The 23,736-nt window shown below is 64.3% G+C and carries 21 protein-coding genes; 11 read left to right on the top strand and 10 right to left on the bottom strand.

The genetic code is table 11. From position 1 onward, the window contains the following. Positions 1–9 precede the first annotated feature (9 nt). A complete protein-coding gene (locus L0962_RS10930; RefSeq protein ID WP_234086464.1) occupies positions 10–2,829 on the bottom strand; it encodes a bifunctional diguanylate cyclase/phosphodiesterase in 2,820 nt (939 codons plus the stop codon). 169 nt (positions 2,830–2,998) lie between these two features. Between L0962_RS10930 and L0962_RS10925 the strand changes: the two genes are divergently transcribed. From L0962_RS10925 to L0962_RS10915, 3 genes are read left to right on the top strand one after another with little or no spacing between them, the layout of a single operon-like run. After that, positions 2,999–4,252 carry a dicarboxylate/amino acid:cation symporter gene (locus L0962_RS10925; protein WP_234086463.1) on the top strand — a complete coding sequence of 418 codons (1,254 nt, stop codon included), beginning with the start codon at positions 2,999–3,001 and terminating at the stop codon, positions 4,250–4,252. 37 nt (positions 4,253–4,289) lie between these two features. Continuing rightward, positions 4,290–4,811 carry a gamma carbonic anhydrase family protein gene (locus L0962_RS10920; protein ID WP_234086462.1) on the top strand — a complete coding sequence of 174 codons (522 nt, stop codon included), beginning with the start codon at positions 4,290–4,292 and terminating at the stop codon, positions 4,809–4,811. 6 nt (positions 4,812–4,817) lie between these two features. Next, entirely contained in the window at positions 4,818–5,942 is a 1,125-nt protein-coding gene (locus L0962_RS10915; protein WP_234086461.1) for an FIST C-terminal domain-containing protein, read from the top strand. 45 nt (positions 5,943–5,987) lie between these two features. Here L0962_RS10915 and fliW read toward each other — a convergent pair whose 3' ends face one another. Then, a complete protein-coding gene (fliW, locus tag L0962_RS10910; protein WP_234086460.1) occupies positions 5,988–6,428 on the bottom strand; it encodes a flagellar assembly protein FliW in 441 nt (146 codons plus the stop codon). Positions 6,429–6,557: 129 nt separating this feature from the next. Here fliW and L0962_RS10905 point away from each other — a divergent pair, with 129 nt between their 5' ends. Further along, entirely contained in the window at positions 6,558–8,867 is a 2,310-nt protein-coding gene (locus L0962_RS10905) for a Tex family protein (protein WP_234086459.1), read from the top strand. A 51-nt stretch (positions 8,868–8,918) separates the two neighbouring features. After that, positions 8,919–10,754, top strand: a complete 1,836-nt coding sequence (locus tag L0962_RS10900; protein WP_234086458.1) for an SLC13 family permease — start codon at positions 8,919–8,921, stop codon at positions 10,752–10,754. Between the two features lie 42 nt (positions 10,755–10,796). On the opposite strand, the gene L0962_RS10895 is transcribed toward L0962_RS10900, so the two are convergent. From L0962_RS10895 to L0962_RS10880, 4 genes are all read right to left on the bottom strand, one after another. Beyond that, positions 10,797–11,270, bottom strand: coding sequence for a DUF934 domain-containing protein (locus tag L0962_RS10895; protein WP_234086457.1), 474 nt, complete (start codon positions 11,268–11,270; stop codon positions 10,797–10,799). Next, positions 11,254–12,924, bottom strand: a complete 1,671-nt coding sequence (locus tag L0962_RS10890) for a nitrite/sulfite reductase (protein ID WP_234086456.1) — start codon at positions 12,922–12,924, stop codon at positions 11,254–11,256. Before L0962_RS10890 ends, L0962_RS10895 begins: the two co-directional genes overlap by 17 nt. Before the next feature lie 25 nt (positions 12,925–12,949). After that, on the bottom strand, positions 12,950–14,341 hold the full coding sequence (gene ccoG / locus L0962_RS10885; protein WP_234086455.1) for a cytochrome c oxidase accessory protein CcoG: 1,392 nt from the start codon (positions 14,339–14,341) through the stop codon (positions 12,950–12,952). Positions 14,342–14,463: 122 nt separating this feature from the next. Next, positions 14,464–15,870 carry a PLP-dependent aminotransferase family protein gene (locus L0962_RS10880; RefSeq protein ID WP_234086454.1) on the bottom strand — a complete coding sequence of 469 codons (1,407 nt, stop codon included), beginning with the start codon at positions 15,868–15,870 and terminating at the stop codon, positions 14,464–14,466. Between the two features lie 152 nt (positions 15,871–16,022). On the opposite strand from L0962_RS10880, the gene L0962_RS10875 reads away from it, so the two are divergent. Continuing rightward, positions 16,023–16,946, top strand: a complete 924-nt coding sequence (locus L0962_RS10875) for a DMT family transporter (RefSeq protein WP_234086453.1) — start codon at positions 16,023–16,025, stop codon at positions 16,944–16,946. 81 nt (positions 16,947–17,027) lie between these two features. Here L0962_RS10875 and L0962_RS10870 read toward each other — a convergent pair whose 3' ends face one another. Both L0962_RS10870 and L0962_RS10865 read right to left on the bottom strand, forming a co-directional pair. Next, positions 17,028–18,110, bottom strand: coding sequence for an NADH:flavin oxidoreductase/NADH oxidase (locus L0962_RS10870; RefSeq protein WP_234086452.1), 1,083 nt, complete (start codon positions 18,108–18,110; stop codon positions 17,028–17,030). Positions 18,111–18,169: 59 nt separating this feature from the next. Further along, a complete protein-coding gene (locus L0962_RS10865; protein WP_234086451.1) occupies positions 18,170–19,174 on the bottom strand; it encodes a zinc-binding alcohol dehydrogenase family protein in 1,005 nt (334 codons plus the stop codon). A gap of 95 nt (positions 19,175–19,269) precedes the next feature. Between L0962_RS10865 and L0962_RS10860 the strand changes: the two genes are divergently transcribed. From L0962_RS10860 to L0962_RS10840, 5 genes are all read left to right on the top strand, one after another. Further along, on the top strand, positions 19,270–20,187 hold the full coding sequence (locus tag L0962_RS10860) for a LysR family transcriptional regulator (protein WP_234086450.1): 918 nt from the start codon (positions 19,270–19,272) through the stop codon (positions 20,185–20,187). Between the two features lie 53 nt (positions 20,188–20,240). After that, on the top strand, positions 20,241–20,639 hold the full coding sequence (locus L0962_RS10855; RefSeq protein ID WP_234086449.1) for a hypothetical protein: 399 nt from the start codon (positions 20,241–20,243) through the stop codon (positions 20,637–20,639). Between the two features lie 139 nt (positions 20,640–20,778). Then, positions 20,779–21,216, top strand: coding sequence for a hypothetical protein (locus L0962_RS10850; RefSeq protein ID WP_234086448.1), 438 nt, complete (start codon positions 20,779–20,781; stop codon positions 21,214–21,216). A 7-nt stretch (positions 21,217–21,223) separates the two neighbouring features. After that, positions 21,224–21,592 (top strand): arsenate reductase, encoded by a 369-nt coding sequence (locus L0962_RS10845; protein ID WP_255680793.1) that lies wholly within the window; start codon positions 21,224–21,226, stop codon positions 21,590–21,592. Beyond that, positions 21,589–22,470, top strand: coding sequence for an Hsp33 family molecular chaperone HslO (locus L0962_RS10840; RefSeq protein ID WP_234086446.1), 882 nt, complete (start codon positions 21,589–21,591; stop codon positions 22,468–22,470). Before L0962_RS10845 ends, L0962_RS10840 begins: the two co-directional genes overlap by 4 nt. Positions 22,471–22,472: 2 nt before the next feature. Here L0962_RS10840 and L0962_RS10835 read toward each other — a convergent pair whose 3' ends face one another. Further along, positions 22,473–22,979 carry an OmpA family protein gene (locus L0962_RS10835; protein ID WP_234086445.1) on the bottom strand — a complete coding sequence of 169 codons (507 nt, stop codon included), beginning with the start codon at positions 22,977–22,979 and terminating at the stop codon, positions 22,473–22,475. A 2-nt stretch (positions 22,980–22,981) separates the two neighbouring features. Then, entirely contained in the window at positions 22,982–23,488 is a 507-nt protein-coding gene (locus tag L0962_RS10830; RefSeq protein WP_234086444.1) for a MarR family winged helix-turn-helix transcriptional regulator, read from the bottom strand. Positions 23,489–23,736: the final 248 nt, after the last annotated feature.

Genomic DNA, 23,736 nt, shown 5'->3' with positions numbered 1-23,736 from the left:
GGCAAGGGCTCAGCCCGACTGAACGCGCCCGACGAAGGCGTCGACCGGTTCCGGTTTGGCGAAGTAATAGCCCTGGTAGGCGTGGCAACCGTGTTCGGCCAGGAAATCGCGCTGAGCCAGCGTCTCGACCCCTTCGGCGATGACCGCGCAGCCGAGCGTCTGGCCGAGTGCGATGACGGTGCGGGCAATCGCCGCATCGTTGGCGTCGGTCAGCACGTCGCGCACGAACGATTGGTCGATCTTCAATTGGTCGATCGGCAAGCGTTTCAGGTAGGACAGCGAGGAATAGCCGGTACCGAAGTCGTCGAGCGAGAAGCCGATGCCGCAGCGCTTGAGCCGCTGCATCCGGTCGATGATCAATTCGATGTCGCTGGCGAACAGGCTCTCGGTCAGTTCCAGTTTCAGTTGCCGCGGGTCGGCACCGGATTCGGCCAGCACGCCGAGCACCTGCTCGACGAAATCGGCCTCGAGAAATTGCCCGGCCGAGACGTTGACCGCAATGGTCAGCCGCCCCAGCCGCGGATCGTTGCGCCACTCGGCCAGCGTCCGGCATGCCGAACGCAGCACCCACAGGCCGAGCGGTGCAATCTGGCGGATTTCCTCGGCCAGCGGAATGAAACGTGCCGGCGAAATCATGCCGTCGCGCGGATGCGGCCAGCGGACCAGGACCTCGGCGCCGGTGATTTCCCCCGTACAACCCACCTGGGCCTGGTAATGCAGCACGAACCCGCCCTGCGCAATGGCCTGCCGCAAATCCTGCTCCAGCGCCGCCTTAATGCGCACCGCCGCTTCCATCTCCGGATCGAAGAAACAGATCGAATTGCGGCCGGCCGCCTTTGCCCGATACATCGCCATGTCACCCTGACGCATCAGTTCCTCGGCACTGACGCTGTGCTCCTGAAACAGCGTCACGCCGATGCTGCCGGAACTGCGGTGCGTCAGCTGGCCGATCCAGTGATCGCGGTCCAGCGCGGCCAATATCTTGCGGGCGATCACGCCGGCCTTGCGGGCGGCAATGTCGGGTTCGCCGCCCAGGCCGGAGAGCACGACGACGAATTCGTCGCCGCCGATACGCGCCGCGGTGTCTTCCTCGCGGATGCATGTCTTGATGCGTTGCGACACTTCCTTCAACAGCCGGTCGCCGATGTCGTGGCCCTGGGTATCGTTGAGCGTCTTGAAATTATCCAGGTCGATGAACAGCAAGGCCCCGTGATTGGTCTGGCGCTGCGCCCGGGCCAGCGCCCGGTTCAGTCGGTCGAAGAGCAGCGTGCGGTTGGGCAATCCGGTCAGTTGATCGTAGAAGGCCAGCGTATTGATCCGCTCTTCGGCCAGCTTGCGCTCGGTGATGTCGAAATGCGACCCGACATAATGCGTCACCACACCGCTGGCGTCGGCCACCGCCGAAATGGTCAACCATTTCGGATAGATTTCGCCGTTCTTGCGGCGATCCCAGATTTCGCCCTGCCAGCTACCCTGCTCGGCGATGGTCCGCCACATGTCCTGGTAGAAAACCGCATCGTGCCGGCCGGAACGCAGCACGGCCGGCGTCTTGCCGATCACGTCTTCGGCGCTGTAACCGGTGGTTTCGGTAAAGGCCCGGTTAACCCGCAGGATGATCCCGCGCGCATCGGTGACGATCATGCTTTCCTGCGAATCGAAGGCGGCGGCGGCGATGCGCAGGTCCTGCTCGGCGAGTTTGAGCGCGGTGACATCGGTCACGTAGTTCAGGATGACGGCCCGCCCTTCCAGCTCGAATATTTCGCTGGACAGGTGCACCACCCGGCGCTCGCCGGATTTGTGCACCCAGCTGGCTTCGTAATCATCCAGGCGTTGCCCTGCCCGCACGGCCTGCAGCCATGCTTCGCGTGCCTTGCCGTCCGGCCACAGGCCGACGGCAACCGAGCTGCGGCCGAGCAGTTCGGCGCGTGTCCAGCCGAAATGCCGTTCGTAGCCCTGATTCACTTCGAGGAACAGACCGTCGTCCAGCGTCGAGATGGATGCTGCCAGCGGGCAGAAATCGAAGGCTTTCGAGAATTTCTCTTCGGAGCGGCGCAGGGCCAGTTCGGCAAGTTTCTGCAAGCTGACGTCGGTATAGACCCAGATCGTCGGCATTTCGAACACATCGCGCTCGCCGTGCTCGAGCGTGCTGCCGGACTGGACCACCCACAGATCGCTGCCGTCCTTGCGCCGCAGGAGGCATTCGAAATAGGCCTGGCCGCGCGCCTGCAACTGCCCATACCCCTGCACGCCGCACTGCTCGAACTCCTCGTCGGAACGGTAGAAGATGCGCGAACACTGGCCGAGCAATTCATCCGGCGAGTCGTAACCGAGCATTTCGGCAAAGCGCCGGTTGCAACGGACGACACGGCGCTGGCGCGAAATCAGGATGCCGGCGTTGGCGTTGTCGAAGATCAGCTGCTGTTCGGCCAGCAACTCGCGGATTTTCTCGTCCTTCGCCCGGCGTGCCGAAAGGTCGCGCCAGATGCAGACGATCAGCGGTTCGCCCTGATGATTCGCCTGCGACAGCGTGACCTCGACCAGGAAATCGCTGCCGTCGAAACGACGATGCATCCACTCGAAACAATGAAAACCGCGGACCCGCGTTTCGGCAATCAGGCGCGCCGCCTTGTCGTCGGAGCTTTCCCCGTCGGGTTGAAACGGCGGCGACAACACCCACGGATGGGTATTCAGCAGCACTTCGCGGCTGGGATAGCCGAGCGCCTGCACCGCCGCATCGTTGCAGTCGACGAACCTGTCCTCCACGATGATCCAGGCAGGATCGGCCGACGCCTCGAACAAACGGCGCACCCATTCATTGTCGTTTGTCATCCCCTCAGCCATGCAGCAACCACCCCCCTATAACCTCGCGGAGAATAAGCTTTTTATCCGTAAATGACCAGCACGCGGGCGCAGCCGATTTCCGGCAAAACCGCGACGGATGGGGCAGACCGGGCTTCCTGCCGGTAGAATGGGGAGACCGCCCCGACTTCCACCTGCAATGAAACTGCCCTCGCTGAACACGCAAATCCTGATCGGCTGCCTGCTCGGCGTGACTGCCGGACTCTGGCTGTCCCAGGCACCGGGCGCGGCGCATGCGGCGACGACGCTATATGGGGCAAAACTGCTCGGCAACCTGTTCCTCGACCTGCTGCGCATGGTGCTGGTACCGCTGGTCTTTGCCTCCATCGTCACCGGAGTGGCGGCGCTGGCAGCCCATCAGCGCATGCACCGCGTCTGGGTGACGACGCTGCTGTTCTTTCTGGCAACGACGACGCTCGCCATCCTGATCGGCTTCGGCGCCGCCAACCTGTTCCGGCCCGGCGAGGGCCTGCATCTGGCGATGTTCGCCGAAGCGACGCAGCACTACCAGGCGCGCCAGATGCCGCTGCCCGACTACATCGCGCAGTTCCTCCGCGGCCTGTTCCAGAATCCGTTCAAGGCCCTGGCCGGCGGCGACATCCTGGCCATCGTCGTCATCGCGCTGTTCCTCGGCGTGGCGCTGGTCGTCGGCGGCGAACGCTTCCGCACCCTCCGCCGGTTGTTCGAGGAACTGCTCGAATTGTGCCTGACCGTGGTCGGCTGGATCATGCGTCTGGCGCCGCTCGGCCTGGCGGCGCTGCTGCTGCAGCTGGTCGCCACGCAGCAGCTCGACCTGCTGGAAAGCCTCGGCCATTTCATCGCCGTGGTCACCGGCACCACGCTGTTCCACGGGATCGTGGTGCTGCCGGGCATCCTCTGGCTGCTGACCGGGATGACGCCGTGGCGCTTCTTCAAGGGCGCCCGCGAAGCGCTGATCACCGCTTTCGCGACCAGTTCCAGTTCGGCGACGATGCCGGTGACGCTGCGCTGCACCGAGCAGCATCTGCACGTGAAGAAGGAAATCGCCGGCTTCGTCGTGCCGCTCGGCGCCACCGTCAATATGGACGGAACCGCCCTCTACGAGGCGGCGGCGGCCTTGTTCGTTGCCCGGCTGGCCGGCATCGAACTCGATCTAGCCAGCCAGCTGATCGTCTTTTTCGTTGCCATGCTGGGCGCCATCGGCGCGCCGGGCATTCCCAGCGTCGGCATGCTGTCGATGGTACTGGTGCTCGAATCGGTCGGCCTGCCCAGCGAAGCAATCGCCATCCTGCTGCCGATCGACCGCCTGCTCGATACGACGCGTACGGCGGTCAATGTCGAGGGCGACATGATCGGCAGCCTGATCGTGCAGAAACTTGCGGTCGACCGCGAGAATGGCAGCAAAATCGGCTGATTCCCGCGGTCGACCGCAAAAACCGGAGAAAACCCCCATGCCCACCTACCGCCTCGGCGACAAGTCGCCGCTGATCGCCCCGTCCGCCTGGATCGCGCCCAACGCCACCGTGATCGGCGACGTGCGCCTGGCCGAAAACACCTCAATCTGGTGGAACGCCACGCTGCGCGGCGACAATGACCCGATCCACATCGGCGCCAACAGCAACATCCAGGACGGTTCGGTGCTGCACACCGACGAAGGCGTGCCGATGCACATCGGCGCCAACGTTACCGTCGGCCATCTGGTCATGCTGCACGGCTGCACGGTCGGCGACGGCAGCCTGATCGGCATCGGCTCGGTGATCCTCAACCGCGCCGTCATCGGCAAGGGCAGCATCGTCGGCGCCAATACGCTGATCCCGGAAGGCAAGGTTTTCCCCGACCGCTGCCTGATCGTCGGCTCGCCCGGCAAGGTGGTGCGCGAGCTGTCCGACGAGGAGCTCGCCCGCCTGCTCAAATCGGCCGAACACTACGTGCATAACGCAGGCCGCTACCGCGACACGCTGCAGACGATCTGAGCGGCCATGCAATTCTCCGCGGCACGCTATCTGGACGACTGGCGCGAACTGGCGCCGACACTCGCCGACTGGCGTGCCGACCGCCCCGAACTTGGTGTGCTGGCCCTGCTGCCGGCGGCCGAAGGCGAGCGCATCGACGCGGTACAGGCAGTCTGCCGCGCGCAGGGGATTCCGCTATGCGGCGCCGTCTTTCCGGCGCTGATTGCCGAACGGCGTTTTGTCGACCGGGGCGTGCTGCTGCTGCGCTTCGACCGCCGCCCGTCGTGGGTGCTGGTCGATACGACAGCGCCCGGAGTTCTCCCCGTCCAGGCCCTGGCCGAAACCGCCAGCCATGCGCTGACGGCCTTCGCACCAGGCAAGCCGACCTTCTTCCTGATCTTCGATTGCCTGCTGCCCAATGTCGGTTCGATGCTGCACGCCCTTTATCTGACGCTCGGCAAACGCGTGCATTACGCCGGCATCAATGCCGGCAACGACAACTTCCAGCCGACGACCTGCCTGTTCGACGGCGAGCGCCGTCTGAAAAACGGGGTTTTCGGGATGTTGACCGCAAGCCATCCGGTCGTCCGCCACGCTTACCCCTTGCCGGAAAACCCGCTGCGGGCCGTTTCGGTCGCCGGTAACCGCATCGACAACATCGAAGGCCGACCGCCTTTCGAGGTCTATCGCGATATCCTGCTGCGCGACCGCGGTGTCGAACTGACCCGAGAAAACTTCTACGAGCATGCGGTCCACTACCCGTTTGGCGAAATTTCCGCGCTCGACGTTCTCGTCCGCATGCCGATGTGCATCGAGGACGATGGCAGCCTGAGATGCATCGGCGAAGTTCCCGCCAATTCGCTGCTCAAGCTGCTGCGCGCGCCGTCGCTCACCGAAAGCCACTGCATCGAGCAACTGGCCGAAGGCCTGCGCCCCCATGCCGGACCGCACGACACGCTGCTCGCCTTTTACTGCGCAGGCCGACGCCAGCACCTGGGGAGCGATGCCGAATGCGAACTGAGCATGCTCGAACAAGCCTGCGAGGTCGACCGCGTGGTCGGCGCCGTCTCGATGGGGGAAATCGATACGGCCCGTCAGATCGGCATCCCGCAACTCCATCACGCCGCGCTGGTCTGCTGCCGCGGCAAATGAAAAGGGCCACGCACCAGGCGTGGCCCTTTCCGTTGAAGCGCAGGCTCAGACCGCGCTGGCCAGGTTGGACAGCGTGATGTTCGGCCGCAGCACCTCCATGACTTTCTGCAAGCCGATCCGCGCCTTCAGGTTGATGACCAGCGGCGCCCGCAGGTTCGGCGTCACCGACGGCTTGCCCTCTTCCTGCTTGAACAGCACCAGCATCACTGCCACATCCGTCGGCGCCGGTGCCTGCAGCAGCGCGCTTTCCTCGTTGCTGAGCACCAGTTCGTAATTGAAGCCGAGTGCCGCCGGATCGATGATCTGGAAGGCCAGTGTCGGATCGTCGAGCGACTGCAGCGTGAAGCTGTCCGGGCCATCCTTGCCTTCTTCGTGCGCCAACGTGAAACGCCGGTTGCTTTCGAAGCCGACCAGCCCCTTCGGGAAGGAAATCACCTTCTCCGGCGCAACATCGATCTGACCGAACAAATAAGTTTCGACTTTCATGCCCTCTCTCCCTGCGGCGTTGTGATCCTGTCATCCTACACCAGCCCGGAAAGCCGGGCGACGGGTTGTAATTCGGGCCGGGATTCCGCATCATTCACCCCCCGTTTTTCGCCGCACCCGTTGCCCTCCATGCTCGCACCCATCGAACACCGCATCGCCCTCGAACTCGGCGTCCGCCCGGCCCAGGTCAAGGCCGCCGTCCAGCTCCTCGACGAAGGCGCCACCGTGCCCTTCATCGCCCGCTACCGCAAGGAAGTCACCGGTGAACTCGACGACACCCAGCTGCGCAACCTCGAAGAGCGCCTCGGTTACCTGCGCGAGCTCGAGGATCGCCGCGGCGCGGTGCTGGCCAGCATCGAGGAACAGGGCAAGCTGACGCCGGAACTGCGCGGCGAGATCGAGAACGCCGAAACCAAGCAACGCCTGGAAGATCTCTACCTGCCGTACAAGCAGAAGCGCCGGACCAAGGCGCAGATCGCCCGCGAAGCCGGCATCGAGCCGCTCGCCCTCGGCCTGCTGGACAACCCCGAGTTGACGCCGGAAGACGAAGCCGGGAAGTACCTCAACGCCGAGGCCGGTTTCGCCGACACCAAGGCGGTGCTCGACGGCGCCCGCCAGATCCTGATGGAAAAGTTCGCCGAAGACGCGCAACTCTTGCAGACGCTGCGCGACTACCTGAAAGAGCACGGACTTTTGCGGTCGACCGTGGTCGAAGGCAAGGAAACCGAAGGCGCCAAGTTCCGCGACTGGTTCGACTTCGCCGAGTCCATCGTCGACATGCCCTCGCACCGCGCGCTGGCGCTCTTGCGCGGGCGCAACGAAGGTTTCCTCAACGTCGCCCTGGTGCTCGACTCGGAATTGAACGAGGACGCGATCAAACCTGGTTCCAACCCGTGCGAACAGCGCATTGCCGCCCGTTTCGGCATCAAGCACCAGAACCGCCCGGCCGACAAATGGCTGCAGGACACCGTGCGCTGGACCTGGAAGGTCAAGGTCTATACCCACCTCGAACTCGAACTGGTCAACGAGTTGCGCGAGCGCGCCGAGGAAGAAGCCATCCGCATCTTCGGCAAGAACCTGAAAGACCTGCTGCTCGCAGCGCCGGCCGGCCAGCACGTGACCATGGGCATCGACCCGGGCATCCGTACCGGCTGCAAGATCGCCGTCGTCGACGCCACCGGCAAGCTGCTCGACACCGCCACCATCTATCCGCACGAACCGCGCAACGACTGGGCCGGCTCGATCTCGACCATCGCCCGCCTGGCCTCGGCGCACGGCGTGACGCTGGTTGCCATCGGCAACGGCACGGCCAGCCGCGAGACCGACAAGCTGGTCCAGGACGTCATGAAGAAGTACCCGGAAGCCCGGCTGCAAAAGATCGTCGTCTCGGAAGCCGGTGCCTCGGTGTACTCCGCCTCCGAACTCGCCGCCAAGGAATTCCCAGATCTCGACGTGTCGATCCGCGGTGCCGTTTCCATCGCCCGCCGCCTGCAGGACCCGCTCGCCGAACTGGTCAAGATCGAGCCGAAGTCGATCGGCGTTGGCCAGTATCAGCATGACGTCTCGCAATCCAAGCTGGCGAAGAACCTCGATGCCGTGGTCGAGGACTGCGTCAATGCCGTCGGCGTCGACGTCAACACCGCTTCGGTGCCGCTGCTCACCCGCATTTCCGGGCTGAATGCCAGCTTGGCCGCCAACATCGTCGGCTACCGCGACGCCCACGGCGCCTTCAAATCGCGCGACGAGCTGAAGAAGGTGCCGCGCCTCGGCGACAAGACTTTCGAACAGGCGGCCGGCTTCCTGCGCGTACCGAACGGCGACAACCCGCTCGACGCCTCGTCCGTGCACCCGGAAGCCTATCCACTGGTCGAGAAAATCATCGTCGACCTGAAGAAGCCGATCAAGGAACTGCTCGGCAACAGCCAGGCGCTCAAGGGCCTCAACCCGAGCAAATACATCGACGAACGCTTCGGCCTGCCGACCGTGCAGGACATCTTCAAGGAACTGGAAAAACCCGGCCGCGACCCGCGCCCCGAGTTCAAGACGGCGACCTTCGCCGACGGCGTCGAGGAAGTGAAGGACCTGCGCCCGGGCATGATCCTCGAAGGCGTCGTCACCAACGTCGCCGCCTTCGGCGCCTTCGTCGACATCGGCGTGCACCAGGACGGCCTGGTCCATGTCTCGGCGCTCTCCAACACCTTCGTCAAGGACCCGCACGACGTGGTCAAGGCCGGCCAGGTGGTCAAGGTCAAGGTGCTGGAAGTCGATCTCGCCCGCCAGCGTATCGCGCTGACCATGCGCATGTCCGACGAGCCGAAGAAGCATGATGGCGGCAGTAGCCAGCGCGGTGCGCCGCTGTCGAAACAACAGGCCCGCCACAACGCGCCGCCGCCGGCCGGCAACGCGATGGCCGCGGCCTTCGCCAAGCTGCGCAAGTAAGCGCGCCGCCGGCATGAACGGGCGTCTCCGGTGAGCACTGGCGCCGCGGGCATGAACCCGCAGATGCTCTGGGTATTCGGACTGCTCGCCGCCTGCATCGCCGCGTTCATTGCCAACCGGCCGCGGATGGATGCGGTGGCGTTGCTCGCGCTGCTCGGGCTCGTCCTGCTCGGCATTCTCGACGTCTCCGAAGCGCTGGCCGGCTTCAGCGATCCCAGCGTGATCCTGATTGCCGCCTTTTTCGTGATCGGCGAAGGACTGGTCCGCACCGGCGTCGCCTACCGCATCGGCCACTGGCTGACCAACCGCGCCGGCAATGACCAGGACCGCCTGCTCATCCTGCTGATGCTGGCCGTCGCCGGGCTCGGCTCGGTGATGAGTTCGACCGGAGTGGTCGCCATCTTCATCCCGGTCGCCCTGAGCATCGCCAGCCGGCTGTCCATCCCGCCCGCGCAGCTGATGATGCCGCTGTCGTTCGCCGCACTGATCAGCGGCATGCTGACCCTGGTCGGCACGGCACCCAACCTGGTGGTACACAGCGAGCTGCGGCGTGCCGGATTCGACGGCTTCGGCTTTTTTTCCTTCACGCCGGCCGGCCTGCTGATCCTCGGGCTGGGCATCGTCTACATGATCCACGCCCGGCGCCGCCTGGGCCGTCCGGCGGCGGCACCCGACGGGCCACCCCGCCGGGCACGTCGCCGACTGCTTGAACTGGCGGCCGACTACGAACTGCACGGGCAGACGCGCCGCCTCGAAGTCAGCCCGGATTCATCGATGATCGGCCATACGCTGGGCGAATTGAAGCTGCGCGCCCACTACGGTGCCAATGTGATCGCCATCGAGCGGCCGCGCCGTTTCGGTGAGGACATGCTGACCACCTCGGCCAACCGCGAAATCCTGGCCGGCGACATCCTGTTCGTCCATTTCGCCGATGACAACGTCTATTACATCACCAGCTTCATCGAACGCATGGGCCTGATCGACTGCGATTTCGGCGAGGACCATCTGACCAGCCTGACCCGCGAGCTCGGGCTGGCCGAAGTGACTATCCCGCCCGGTTCGCAGCTGATCGGCAAATCCATCCTCGACTTGCGCATGCGTTCGCAGCGCGGCATCAACGTGATGGGGCTGCGCCGGCGCGGGCGCTGCATCCAGGACATGCTGCATGAAAAGCTGCGGATGGGCGATACCCTGCTGGTCGCCGGCACCTGGAAGTCGATCCGCCTGCTGCACACCCAGGCACACGATTTCCTGGTGCTCAGCCTGCCGGCCGAAATCGACGAGGCGGCACCGGCCGCCCGCCGCGCCCCGTTGGCGCTGCTGGCACTCGGCATCACCGTCGGACTGATGGTCAGTGGTGCCGTACCCAACGTCGTGGCCGCCCTGATCGGCTGCCTGCTGCTGGGCGCCTTCCGCTGCCTGGACATGGAAAGCGCCTACCGTGCCATCCACTGGCAGAGCCTGATCCTGATCGTCGGCATGCTGCCTTTCGCGCTGGCGCTGCAGAAAACCGGCGGTATCGAACTGCTGGTCGGCTCGCTGCTCGAACTGACCGGCACCGCGTCGCCGCGCCTGGTGCTTGGCGCCCTGTTCGCGATGACTGCGCTGGTCGGCCTGTTCATATCGAACACCGCCACGGCCGTACTGATGGCACCGATCGGCATCGGCGTTGCGCAGCAACTCGGCACTTCGCCTTACCCGTTCGCGATGACCATCGCGCTGGCTGCCTCGGCCGCCTTCATGACGCCGGTGTCATCGCCGGTCAACACGCTGGTGCTCGGCCCCGGCCAGTACCGCTTCGGCGATTTCGTGAAGATCGGCGTACCGTTCACGCTGATCGTGATGATCGTCTGCATACTCGTGCTACCGCTGCTTTTCCCGTTCTGAGACTGTCATCAGATCCGAAACGATGGCGTTCGAGCCGTAACGCTAGCAACCGACCAGCGGCGCCCAGCGGAAATCCCCGAGCGCCGCCAGCGCCTCTTCCGGCGACTGGTCCGCACGTAGTGCGAACGAACTGAAGCCGCATTTGTGCAGCAGGTAGATCTGGTCGCGCTGGATGTCTCCCGTGGCGCGCAGGTCGCCGCCATAAGCCATGCGCTGACGCAGGATGCGTCCCAGGGAATAGCCGCGGCCGTCGGTGAAGCTGGTGAACTGCACGGCGATGACCGGCAAGCCGGCGAGGTCCGGCGCCAGCTCCTCGGGCTCGTCCTCGGGGCCCAGCCAGACGCCGAGCGCATGCCCCTGTTCGGTCAGGCGTGCCCGATGATGCCGCCAGAGCGGAATCGCCAGGATCAGGTGCTGCCGGGCAGCGCCCCAGGCTTCGTCGAGCGCTGCCTCGTTGTCGATGCAGCGCCAGGGATCGGCGGAAACAATACCGTGTCGGTCAATCAGCGGCGCCATGCCTTGCTCCGTAAACGCCGGCCTTGAACGGTGCGAGACCAATCCGGACGAAAGTATCGCTGAAGGTTTCATCGTCGTGCCTGCGGTCGACATAGATTCCGATGATTTTTTCGATCACGTCCGGAACATCCTGCGCGGCGAATGACGGGCCGATCACCCGGCCGATCCGAGAATCGCGGCCTTCACTGCCGCCCAGGGTGATCTGGTACCACTCCTCGTCGTTCTTGTCGACGCCGAGAATGCCGATGTGACCGATATGGTGATGCCCGCAGGAATTCACGCATCCCGAGATGTTGAGTTCCAGCGGCCCCAGGTCGAACAGATAGTCGAGATCGTCGAAGCGCTGCTGGATGGCTTCGGCAATCGGGATCGACTTGGCGTTGGCGAGCGAACAGAAATCGCCGCCGGGACAGCAGACAACATCGGTCAGCAGGCCGATGTTGGGCGTCGCCAGGCCGTGGGCGGTGGCCAGGGACCACAGTTCGTGGAGGGACTCGCGAGGCACATGAGGCAGCACGAGATTCTGTTCATGGGTAACCCGGATTTCACCGCAACTGAAGCGCTCCGCCATGTCGGCGATTGCCGCCATCTGCAAGGCCGTCGCGTCGCCGGGCGGAACGCCGGTCTTTTTCAGCGACAGCGTCACGATTGCCAGACCGGGATGCCGATGGGCGCTGACGCTGCGGCTGACCCACCGGGCAAACGAACGATCGACGACGGCCGCCTCGCCGGGGTCCGCGTCGACGCTCGCCGCCTGGCGCCAGGCGGGCGGCGCGAAGAAGGCCGCCATCGCCGAAATCGTCTGCTCGGGAATCGTGTTCGGGCCACCCTGGAGATGCGCCCACTCGGCGTCCACTTCGCGGGCAAAGCCAGCCAGCGTCAGGTCCTTGACGAGAATCTTGATGCGCGCCTTGTATTTGTTGTCCCGCCTGCCGTAACGGTTGTAGACGCGGAGGATGGCCTCGAAATAGTTCAGCAGCTCGTTGCCGGGCAGAAAATCCTTGACCGGCTGGCCGAGCATCGGCGTCCGCCCCATGCCACCGCCGACAAACACCTCGAAGCCGCGTGTGCCGCCATCCGATACCCTGGCACGCAGGCCGATATCGTAAAAACGGATTGCCGCCCTGTCCTCCATGCTGCCGGTAAAGGCAATCTTGAACTTGCGAGGCAGGAACATGAACTCCGGCGCCAGCGTCGACCACTGGCGGGCGATCTCGCAGTAAGGACGGGGATCGAAGACTTCATCCGCCGCAACCCCGGCAAACGCATCGCAGGTGATGTTGCGGATGCAGTTTCCGGAAGTCTGGATGGCATGCATCTGGACGGTGGCAAGGGCGGCCAGGATATCCGGTGCCTCGTTGAGCCGGATCCAGTTGAACTGCACATTGCAACGGGTGGTGAAGTGACCGTAACCGCGGTCGTAAGTCCGGGCAACATGCGCCAGCATGCGCATTTGCCGGCTCGACAGCACACCGTACGGAATGGCCACGCGCAGCATCGGCGCATGGCGTTGAACGTACAGCCCGTTCTGCAGACGAAGCGGACGGAAGTCGTCCTCGCTCAGGCGTCCGCCGAGATAGCGCGCCATCTGCCCGCGAAACTGGGCGACCCGGTCGTCGACCAGTTGCTGATCGATATCGTTGTAGCGATACATGGTTTTCAGCGATCCGGCGTGACGATCAAGGCAGCACGAAACTGCTTCGTTCCATGACCGAAGTGGCTGGATCGTGCAGCGCCGAAATCCGGAAGCGAATGGGCTGGATCCCGCTGACCGGCGTATCGGCCGGCATGGCAACGGTCAGGAAAAGCGGCCGGATGCTGCCGGCATCCACCGTAAACTCGTGCTCGCCGACGATGCCGATGCCGGGCAAGCCATAGACCTCGATGTTGAAACTGCGCGGTGTCTCGTCGAGGTTCATCAGTTTGACCGTATAGGCATTCTCGATCGTTCCGTCGGCCGTTTCGCGATGCAAGGCCCCGCGGTCGCGCAGCACATCGACCAGCAACAGCGAGCGGTCGGCGAGCGTCCAGGCGCCCAGCAGCGAGAACACCAGCAGCAAGCTGGCATAGAGGGCAACGCGCGGCCGTCCGAGCAGCCCCGTCGGTTGCGCCTCCCCGGCCAGTTCCTTTTCGGACATGAAGCGGATGAGTCCGGTCGGGGCGCCGATCTTGGTCATCACCTGATCGCAGGCATCGATGCACAGGCCGCAATTGATGCATTGATATTGCAGCCCGTCCCGGATGTCGATGCCGGTCGGGCAGACCTGCACGCAAATACCGCAGTCGATGCAGTCACCGGTATTGCCCGCCTGACGACGGGCATTGCGAGGCTCGCCGCGTTGGCCATCGTAAGCAACGTTCTTGGTCGTCGGATCGAACATCACCCCCTGAAACCGCGAATAGGGGCACATGTGCTGGCAGACTGCCTCGCGGGCCAGGCCCGCCTGAACATAGGTGAAGGCACAGTAGAAAATGAGCCAGAAGCCTTCCCAGGGACCGACGCGCCAGTCGGGCAAGGTCGGCAGCAGTTCGCGGATCGGCGTGAAATAGCCGACGAAGGTGATGGCCGTCCACGCCGCGAACAGGAACCACACGCCGTGCTTGATGGCTTTCAGGCCGAACTTGCGGGCGCTCATCGGGCTCTGGTCGAGTTTCAGGCGGGCCAGATGGTCGCCCTCGACCTTGGCTTCGATCCAGGTGAAGATCGACGTATATACCGTCTGCGGACAGGCAAATCCACAGAACAGGCGCCCGGCCAGCGCCGTGACGAAGAACAGGGCGGTTGCGGCGAGGATCAGCACGAAGGCCATCAGCAAGGCATCCTGCGGCCACAGGACCAGGCCGAACAGATAGAACTTCTCGTGGGCGATATCCAGCAGCACGGCCTGCCGGGTGAAGCCGTTGGCATCCCAGGTCAGCCAGCAGGTGCCGTAGAAAACGATCTGGGTAAACCAGACCATGGCCCAGCGCAGGGTATTGAACGTCCCTGTTGTCGCTTTGGCGTGAATCTTTCCTTTTTTACGGTAAAGCTCCAGCTTGGCTTCCCGTACCTTATTAACAGGCTTGCTCATTTCGGTTCCCCTTCAGTCGCGATGTCGGGCAGCGAAACAAGCTTGCCGACCCCGGGGACGAAGTAGACCACCCGCGGCTGGATGGGAACAGTTTCAGATTTTGCTTTTTCCCATAGGAACAGTCAGCTCGCGATCAATCGGCCCAAGCTCGCCATCGCGGCGTCCAGGCGCGCCGAATCGGGATGTCCGAAGTTGAGCCGCAGATGGTGGCTGAACTCGCGTTTGGCCGAGAAGATCGGGCCCGGCGCAATGCTGATGCCTTCACTGAGGGCGCGCTGGTGCAACGACAAGGTATCGACGCCGGCGGGCAACTCCAGCCAGAGGAAATAGCCGCCTTGCGGCCGGGCCAGTTTGGTTCCCGGCGGGAAATAACGTTCGATCGCCTGCACCAGCGTGGCCTCCTGCGTGGCGAGCGTATTCCGCAGATGACGAAGATGGTTCTCGTAGCCGCCTTGCTTGAGATAATCGGCAAGGGCAATCTGCACCGGAATCGTCGTTGCCAGGCTCAGCGACAGCTTCTGGCGCTGGATGGCACGTGCATAGCGACCGGCCGCCACCCAGCCGAGACGGTAGCCGGGCGCCAGGCTCTTCGAGAACGAAGACACCTGCATGACCAGGCCGGTCCGGTCCTCCGCCTTGCTGCACAAGGGTGCCTGCTGGCCAAAATACAGTTCGGCGTAGACATCGTCCTCGATGAGCGGAACATCGTGGCGCCGGAGCAGTTCCAGCAGGGCCTTCTTGTTCTCGTCCGAGACCCGGCTGCCCGTCGGGTTGGCGAAATTGAGCATGAACAGGCAAGCCTTGATCGGATGATGACGAAGGGCATCGGTCAAGGCCGACAGGCTGACCCCTTCGCGGGGATGACTGGGGATCTCGATGACCTTGAGGCCCAGGCGCTCGCTGGCCTGCAAGCCGGCGTAGAAGGTCGGCGACTCGATGGCGATCAGGTCGCCGGGGCGAGTGACGGCCTGCAGGCAGAGATTGAGCCCTTCCATGGCCCCCGAGGTGATGACGATTTCCTGCGGGGAGACATTCGCGCCCTGCGCCAGATAGCGCAAGGCCAGTTGGCGCCGCAGTTCCTCGTTACCCGGCGGCAGGTCGGTCACCGTCGCCAGGGGATCGAAGCGGCGGGCGGCGTTGGCGAGATAGCGGCCGAGCTTGTCGAGCGGAAAGAGATAAGGACTGGGAAAACTGGAGCCGAGCGGTACGACGGAAGGGTCGCGCACGCTGTCGAGGATCTGGAAAATGAAATCGCTGACCTGAAGTTCGGTGGATCCGCCGACCGGGTGCGTCATCTCGGGTTCCGGCAGGTTCTTGCCGAGACGGGCGCGCACGAAATAGCCCGATTTCGGCCGCGCTTCGATCAGCCCCCGGCTCTCCAGCAGGTAGTAAGCCTGGGTTACCGTGATCGGGCTGACATCGTGAATCCGGCAGGCATTGCGAACCGAGGGCAGTTTTTCCCCCGGGCGCAGGACACCGTCGACGATCAGCTTTTCGGTTTGCTCGGCAAGTGTCTGGTAGCGGCTCATGAAGAAACGACCCAGGGCGGAAGATGTCAGTCGAGCGCACATTCTAAGCGCAAGCCGCAAAACTGTTCCCATCCGGAATCGCCTGAGCTGAATCTGTACTCAAGCGGTTTCCGGTGATTTACTCTCGTGCGACAGGACTCGTTTGAACGGAAATGAACCCAACTGCGCAACCGCCCCATCCCCAACGCATCTCCGAAACCACGAAAGGACTGCTCGCCGGTCTGGCAGTCGTCCTGTGCTGGTCTGGTTTCAACATCGTTTCGCGCTTCGGAAGCAAGGCCGCGTTCACGCCCTTCGATCTGGCGGCGATGCGCTACGGCATCTCGGGCCTGCTCGGCAGCCTCTATTTCCTGCGCAACGTTCCCTGTGCCGAATGGCCGCGTTATGCGGTGCTCAGCCTGTTTGGCGGCCTGGGCTACGGATTGTTCGTTTATTCGGGTTTCTCGCTTGCCCCGAGCGCGCATGCCGGCATCTTCGTCAACGGGGGAATCCCGTTCTGCACGGTGCTCATCGTAGCGCTGACGAGCGGCTTCCGCCTGGCCCGCCAAACGCTGGCCGCCCTTCTCATCTCGGCCTGCGGACTGTTGCTGATCGGCATCGACAGCCTGCTCTCCCATCACGGCCAGCACGCGTTCATCGGCGATCTGCTTTTTCTGGCTGCCGCACTGTCCTGGGCGATTTTCGGCATCCTGATGCGACGCTGGCAGATCCGGCCATTGCTGGGCATCTGCGGCATTGCCTGCTTTGCGATGCTGATCTACTGGCCGGTGTATCTGCTGTTCCTGCCGAAAAAACTGGCGATCGCCGGCTGGGAGGAGATTGCGCTGCAGTGCGTTTATCAGGGCATCATCGCAGCCATGCTGGCGGCCAGCCTCTACAGCTACGCCAACCAGAAAATCGGCGCCTGCCAGGCGTCCATGATGCTGGCACTGGTTCCCGCCGTCTCGGCGATTGGCGCTGACTTCGTCCTCGACGAGCCACTGACTTGGACGGTCATCGCCGGTATCCTGGTCGTTTCGGCAGGGGCCATCATGGGCGCCCTGCCGGGCAAAACGGCCGGCCCGTCGTCCGGATAAGGCGACCGGACACAACGGATCGCGGCAACGCCGGCGGTCCGGGCGGCCATCCTGCCGGAAGGCCGCACCGCCCCGTTCGCATCAGGCCCGGCCCGGCGTTCCGGCCGGCAGCGCACGCAGGTACTGCAGCGGCCAGGCCGCCGCCACGCCCAGCGCCTGCGCCGCCTGCAAGGGCCAGTACGGATTTTTCAGCAGTTCCCGCCCGATCAGGACCAGATCGGCTTCGCCGTTGGCCACGATGGCCTCGGCCTGGGCCGCTTCGCTGATCAGCCCGACCGCGGCCACCGGCAAACCGGCCTCCCGCTTGACCCGCGTCGCGAACGGCACCTGAAAGCCGGGAGCGGCGGGAATCCTGACGCCCGGCAGCAGGCCGCCGGTCGACACGTCGACCAGATCGACGCCGTCGGTTTTCAGCAAGCGGCACAGGTCAACCGTCTGCTCGGCATCCCAGCCGCCATCGGCCCAGTCGGTCGCCGACAGGCGGATCAGCAGCGGCAGTTCCGGTGGCCACACGGCACGCACCGCGGCGACCACGTCGCGGGTCAGCCGGATGCGGTTGGCGAAGCTGCCGCCGTATTCGTCGGTCCGCAGATTGCTCAGCGGCGACAGGAACTGATGCAACAGGTAACCGTGCGCGGCGTGGATTTCCACGGCCCTGAAACCGGCCCGCAAGGCGCGCCGGGCGGCCGCGGCAAAAGCTTCGACGACCTGCGCGATGCCGGTCGCGTCGAGTGCCTGCGGCTCGGCATAGCCCTCGAAGGCGACGGCCGACGGCGCCAGCGCGGTCCAGCCGCCCTCGGCGACGCCCAACGTGCGCTGCGCCTCCCAGCCGCGGCCGATGCTGGCCTTGCGCCCGGCATGCGCCAGTTGCAGCACCGGCACGCCACCCTGGCTGTCGATCAGCCGGGCGATGCGCGCCAGCGGTTCGATCTGGCCGTCGTGCCACAGCCCGAGGTCGGCCGGGCTGATCCGCCCTTCGGACAGGACCGCCGTGGCTTCGACGATGACCAGGCCGACGCCGCCGGCCGCACGGCTACCGTAGTGCTGTACGTGCCAATCGTTGGCCAGGCCGTCGGTGGCCGAATACTGGCACATCGGCGGCATGCCGATGCGGTTGGACAGCGTCAGGCTGCGCAGGGAAAACGGGGTGAAGAGTTCGGCCATGTCATGCTCCGGTCTACGATCAAAAAATGAGAAAAATTGCGGTCGACCGCGATATTGCGTCAAAAACCTTCCAGCACGATCTTGCCGCGCGCCGTGCCGCTCTCGATCAGCGCATGCGCCCGACGCAGGTTGGCCGCGTCGATCCGCCCGAAATGTCCGGCCAGCGTCGTGCGCACCTGCCCGGCATCGACCAGCCGCGCCAGTTCGTCAAGCAACCGGCCCTGCTTCGCCTGGTCCGGCGTGGCGAACATCGAGCGCGTGAACATGAACTCCCAATGCACCGACACGCTCTTGCGCTTCAGCGGTACGACGTCCAGGCTGGCCGGATCGTCGATCAGCGCAAACTTGCCCTGCGGCGCGATCAGTTCGACCACCTCGGCGAAATGCTGCTCGCTCTGGTTCAGGCTGACCACGTAATCAGCCTGCGCGAAACCCGCGTCGCGCAGGGCCTCGGCCAGCGGCCGGCGGTGATCGACGACGGCATGCGCGCCGAGCTCGAGCAGCCAGTCGCGCGTTTCCGGCCGTGACGCGGTACCGACCACGGTCAGCCCGGTCAGTTGCCGCGCCAGTTGCACGAGGATGGAACCAACACCGCCGCCGGCACCGACGACCAGCAGCGTGCCGGTCGAATCGGCGGCCAGCGCGAGCCGGTCGAACAGGATTTCCCAGGCGGTGATGGCGGTCAGCGGCAAGGCGGCGGCCTGCGCGAAATCCACGGTCGACGGCATTTTTCCGACAATTCTCGCGTCGACCGCATGACGCTCGCTGTTGCCGCCCGGCCGGGCGATCGAACCGGCGTACCAGACGCGGTCGCCGACGGCGAATCCCGACACCGCCCGACCGACCTGCAGCACCTCGCCGGCCACGTCCCAGCCGAGTACTTTCCACTCGCCGGCGGCCGGGGCAACGCCGCGCCGTACCTTGGTATCGACCGGATTGACCGAAACCGCCCGCACGGCAACCAGCAGATCGTGCGCGCCGACCTCGGGCTCCGGCAACTCGACATCGACCAGCGACGAGGGCGTCTCGATCGGCAAGGAATCCTGATAGGCAACGGCTTTCATGAGCGGCTCCAGCGGGCAATAACAGAGGCACGCAGTATCATTTACATCGATCAGACAATAAACTGCCGACAAAGCGAAACACTTTCAAGAAAATCATGAAAATTCGCAACCTGCACGATCTCGAACTCTTCGTCCGCGCCGCCGAACTCGGCAGCCTCTCCGCCGCCGCCCGCCGGCTCGACCTGTCGCCGGCCCTGGCCAGCGCCAGCCTGAAGCGGCTCGAAGCCGAGCTCGGCGTACCGCTGATGCTACGCTCGACACGCAGCCTGCGCCTGACCCGCGAAGGCGAACGCCTGCTCCCCGCTGCCCGCCTGGCGCTCGACGGCCTGCGCGACGCCGCCGAGGAAATCGCCACCGGCCGTCAGGTCGTCCGCGACCACCTGCAGATCTCGCTGCCCTCCGACCTCGGCCGCAACCACCTCCTCGGCTGGCTCGACGAATTCCAGGCACGCTGGCCCGAGGTCAGCTTCCGCCTGCAGTTCAGCGACCGCCTGGCCGACGTCTATCGCCAACCGGTAGACCTGGCCATCCGTTACGGCCAGCAGCCCGACTCCGGCCTCGTCGCGCTGCCGCTGCACGCCGCCAACCGCCGCGTGCTGTGCGCCGCCCCCGGCTACCTCGCCAAGCACGGCGCTCCGCATACCCCGGACGATCTCGTCCACCACAACTGCCTGTGTTTCCGGCTCGGCGACGACCTGCACGACCAGTGGCGCTTCACCCGCGACGGCCGGGAAATGCGCATCACCGTCACCGGCAACCGTCTCTGCGACGACGGCGACGCCGTCCGCCGCTGGGCCGTGGCCGGCCACGGCATCGCCTACAAATCGGGACTGGACATCGCCAGCGACCTGGCCGCCGGTCGCCTCGTCCGCCTCTGCCCCGACTGGCAGGGCGAAGCGGCACCGCTGTCGCTGACCTGCGCCGACCGCCGGCAACTGTCACCCACGGTCATCCTGCTGCGGGAATTCCTGCGCGAGCGCTGCGCTGCGCTGGCGAACGCCGGCAAATCATGACAACGGAAATCAAAGCAGGCAAAATCGGGGAACCGGCACACCAAGCGTTCGTCATGCCCCCACCCCTCACCGATCAGGATCTGCTCGCCCGCCGCCCCGTCTGGGAAGCCTTGTCGGAACTCTGGCTGGATACCGAACTGAGCGATTTGCAGCTCGCGGCGATTGCCCGGACGATCGCCGCTTCGCCCTATTCCCTGCGGGAAATCCGGATCATCCACGACACCGAGGTGGCGCCGGCGGTATCGGCCAACCTGATGTGCATCGCCGGCGAATGGGCCGGCTTCGACAGCCAGTGGCTGGACGAGCGCTGCCGCCGGATCGTCGACCGCCGCCAGTCCTGGATTTTCCGCTGCAAAATCCGTTTCCTGCGCCCGCTCTTCGGGCATTTCACCGCAGATTACTGGGAACGACTGATACCGCAGATCGAAGCCCTGCGCCGCACGGCAACATGACCCTGCCGCTTTTCCCGAACCGGACAACACTTGCAGCGAAGCTCTGGGATAATCGCGCCTTCCCCGGAACACCCAGCGGAGCCTCTGCATGTCCACCATCCGTATTTTTGGCATCAAGAACTGAGTAACGGTATTAAATATGGCTACTTGGAAAAAAGTCTTGCTCTGGACTATCGGAATTGTTGTCGTAACCATGGGTGGCTGCCTTTTCGCTTTGGATCGCCTTACTTCCGGCATGTGTGCAACAACTGTTTTCGACCAGATTCCCTCGCCTAGCAATAAATTGAAGGCAGTCATTTTTCAAGTCGACTGCGGGGCGAGCACCGATTTCAACACGCATGTAGCAATTGTGAAGACCTCTTTCGATACCGCGAATACGCAGGATCTTCCCAAGTCGTTTTTTGCTGCCGACAGCAACCATGGGCGAGCCCCTGCAGGCTTAACCCGAGGCCCAGACGTTCGGGTGAAATGGGCATCGGATAGCGAACTCGACCTCCAATATCATCAATTCGCACGTGCAATCCGAACTGAAGAAAGCCAAGCGGGCGTTATGATCAAATATCAAACACTTCAATAGAACTCCCATGACTCAATCGACAACCACTTTCGCGGTAAAAATTTGGGGCATCAAGAACTGCGACACCATGAAGAAGGCCATGAAATGGCTCGATGAAAACGGCGTCGCCTACGAATTCGTCGATTACAAGAAGGCCGGCGTGGCCGAAACCAACTTGCCGGACTGGAATGCCCGCGCCGGCTGGCAGAAGCTGCTGAACACGCGCGGCCTGATGTGGAAGAAGCTGAGCGACGACGAGCGTGCTGCGGTCGACGAGGCCAAGGCACTGAAATTGATGGCGCAGTATCCGGCCCTGATCAAACGGCCGGTACTCGATACCGGCAAGGAACTGCGGGTCGGCTTCACGCCGGAAAGCTACGCGGAGATGCTGAAATGAGCGGCGGCAGCGTTCGTCGTTTCCTGTTCGAGGGACTGGACATCCGCGGTGCCGTGGTGCGCCTGGACGAAGCCTGGCAGCAGATGCAGGACGGCCGCGACTATCAGCCGCCGGTCGCCCAGTTGCTCGGCGAGATGGCGGCGGTGACGGCACTGATCGGCGCCCAGTTGAAGCAGCCGGGCCGGCTGACGCTGCAACTGCGCGGCGGCGGTCCGGTGCGCATGCTGGTGATGGACTGCAACGAACAACTGCAGATGCGCGGCATGGCGCACAGCAACCCGGTGGTACTGCCGGCGCCGGTGCCCGACCTGCTCGGCTCGCACCTCGGCGGCCAACTGCTGATGAGCCTCGACCTGCCGACCGCCCGCCAGCCTTACCAGAGCTACGTGCCGCTGGTCGGCGACAGCATCGCGGCGATCTTCGAGCATTACCTCGAACAGTCGGAACAGCAGCCGTCGCGACTGTTCTGCACGGCCGCGCCGAAAAGCGCGGCCTGCCTGTTCCTGCAGAAGCTGCCAGAGGCCGATACGCTGGATGCCGATGGCTGGCACCGGATCAACCAGCTGGCCGCGACGGTGAAACCGGCCGAACTGCTCGAACTCGACTGCGAAAACCTGCTCGGCCGGCTGTTCCACGAAGAGATCGCCGCCGGCGGCATCCGCGTCTACGACCCGCAGCCGGTGGTCTATCACTGCCCGGAAGACTGGGACAAGGTGCGCGACATGATCCGCTCGCTCGGTCGCGCCGACGCCGAAGCCATCGTCGCCGAACACGGCGAAATCCTGATCCGCGACGACATCTGCAACCGCGATTACCGCTTCTCGCCGGCCGACGTCGAAGCGATCTTCGCGGCCAGCGAGGGCACGGCGCTGAACTGAGTTCAGTCGTAGTTGAGCTGCACCCGGCGCATCAGGCGCCGGCATGCGGCCGACTTGCAGGCCGGACCGCCATCCTCGGCACCCAGGCCGTAACGCCGGATCTGCGTCGCCGGCACGCCCTGGCTGCGCAGTACCGCATACACCGCATTGACCCGCTGTTCGGCAATCGCCAGGTTGTAGGACGGACTGCCCAGATCGTCGGTGTGGCCGACCAGCGTGACGACCTTGTCGCCGTCGGCTTTCAGGCGAGCCGCATGTTCGCCCAGCCGGCGCCGGCCCTCGGCATCGACGGTCACGCCGTCGGGCGGGAAAAACACGCTGTTCACCTCGTCGACCGCAGACATCAGCTGTTTCTCGCTGACCGCCGGCGCCAGCGATACCGGTGCAGCCTTGCGCTCGCTCTTTTCCGCCGGCTTTTCGGGCAGGATGCGCGCCACCGGCGCGCTGCCGCAAGCCGTCAGCAGCGCCACCGCCAGCGTGGTGCACGCCCCCGTCCAGATGCGCCGCACCGTCATACCTCTTCGCGCTGCCGGACCATGTCGGCCAGCGGCGTGTTGGCATAGCTGTCTTCCTTGCCGGGAAGATTACGGATCAATTCATCGAGATTGATGTGCAGCGTACGCAGCACCGTCTCCGACAGGTTCGACAGCGCCTCAGGCAGGATGCCTTCGGCCGGTCCCGGCAAGCGGGCCAGCGCCGCCGCCCCCTTGTCGGTCAGGCACAGGCCGACGCGCCGGTGATCGGCTTCCTGGCGGCGTTTGTTCAGGCAGCCAAAGCCGACCAGCTTGTCCACCAGCAGGCTGCACGTGGACTGGTGGATACCCATCCGGATAGCCAGTTCGCCGATACCGATCTCCGGCGAACGGTGGACTTCCTGCAGCACCCACATCTGAGAACCGGACATGCCGCAGCGCTCTTCCACCATGCGGAAGTGGCGGCGCATCGAGCCATAGATGAGACGGAATTGCTGGAGCACGTCCAGCACGGTTTGTTGCGTCAGTTGATTTTCAGTTTGCACGAGCGGACCCGAAGTCAGGAAATAATGTTGCGCGTTTGTCGCACCTGAATTATATTGCCTTCCAATGGAGTGTGGCTTAAGTCAGACTTTCATTCCTTTTCGACGAGGACGTTTCAGGGGGGAGCTTCCCCCCGTTTTTTTCCGTTCGCGGCGGGCCGGCAACGCCGGCCATCGGGCCAGGCCCGGACCAACAACAACAAGCCTCAGGCATGCCGATTCCGGGAAGTCCCCGCTTCCCACATTTTCTC

Source organism: Azonexus sp. R2A61, assembly GCF_021401135.1.
Classification (GTDB): domain Bacteria; phylum Pseudomonadota; class Gammaproteobacteria; order Burkholderiales; family Rhodocyclaceae; genus Azonexus.
The sequence above is the reverse complement of the archived record's forward strand: the minus strand, read 5'-3'. Positions and strand labels throughout refer to the sequence as shown.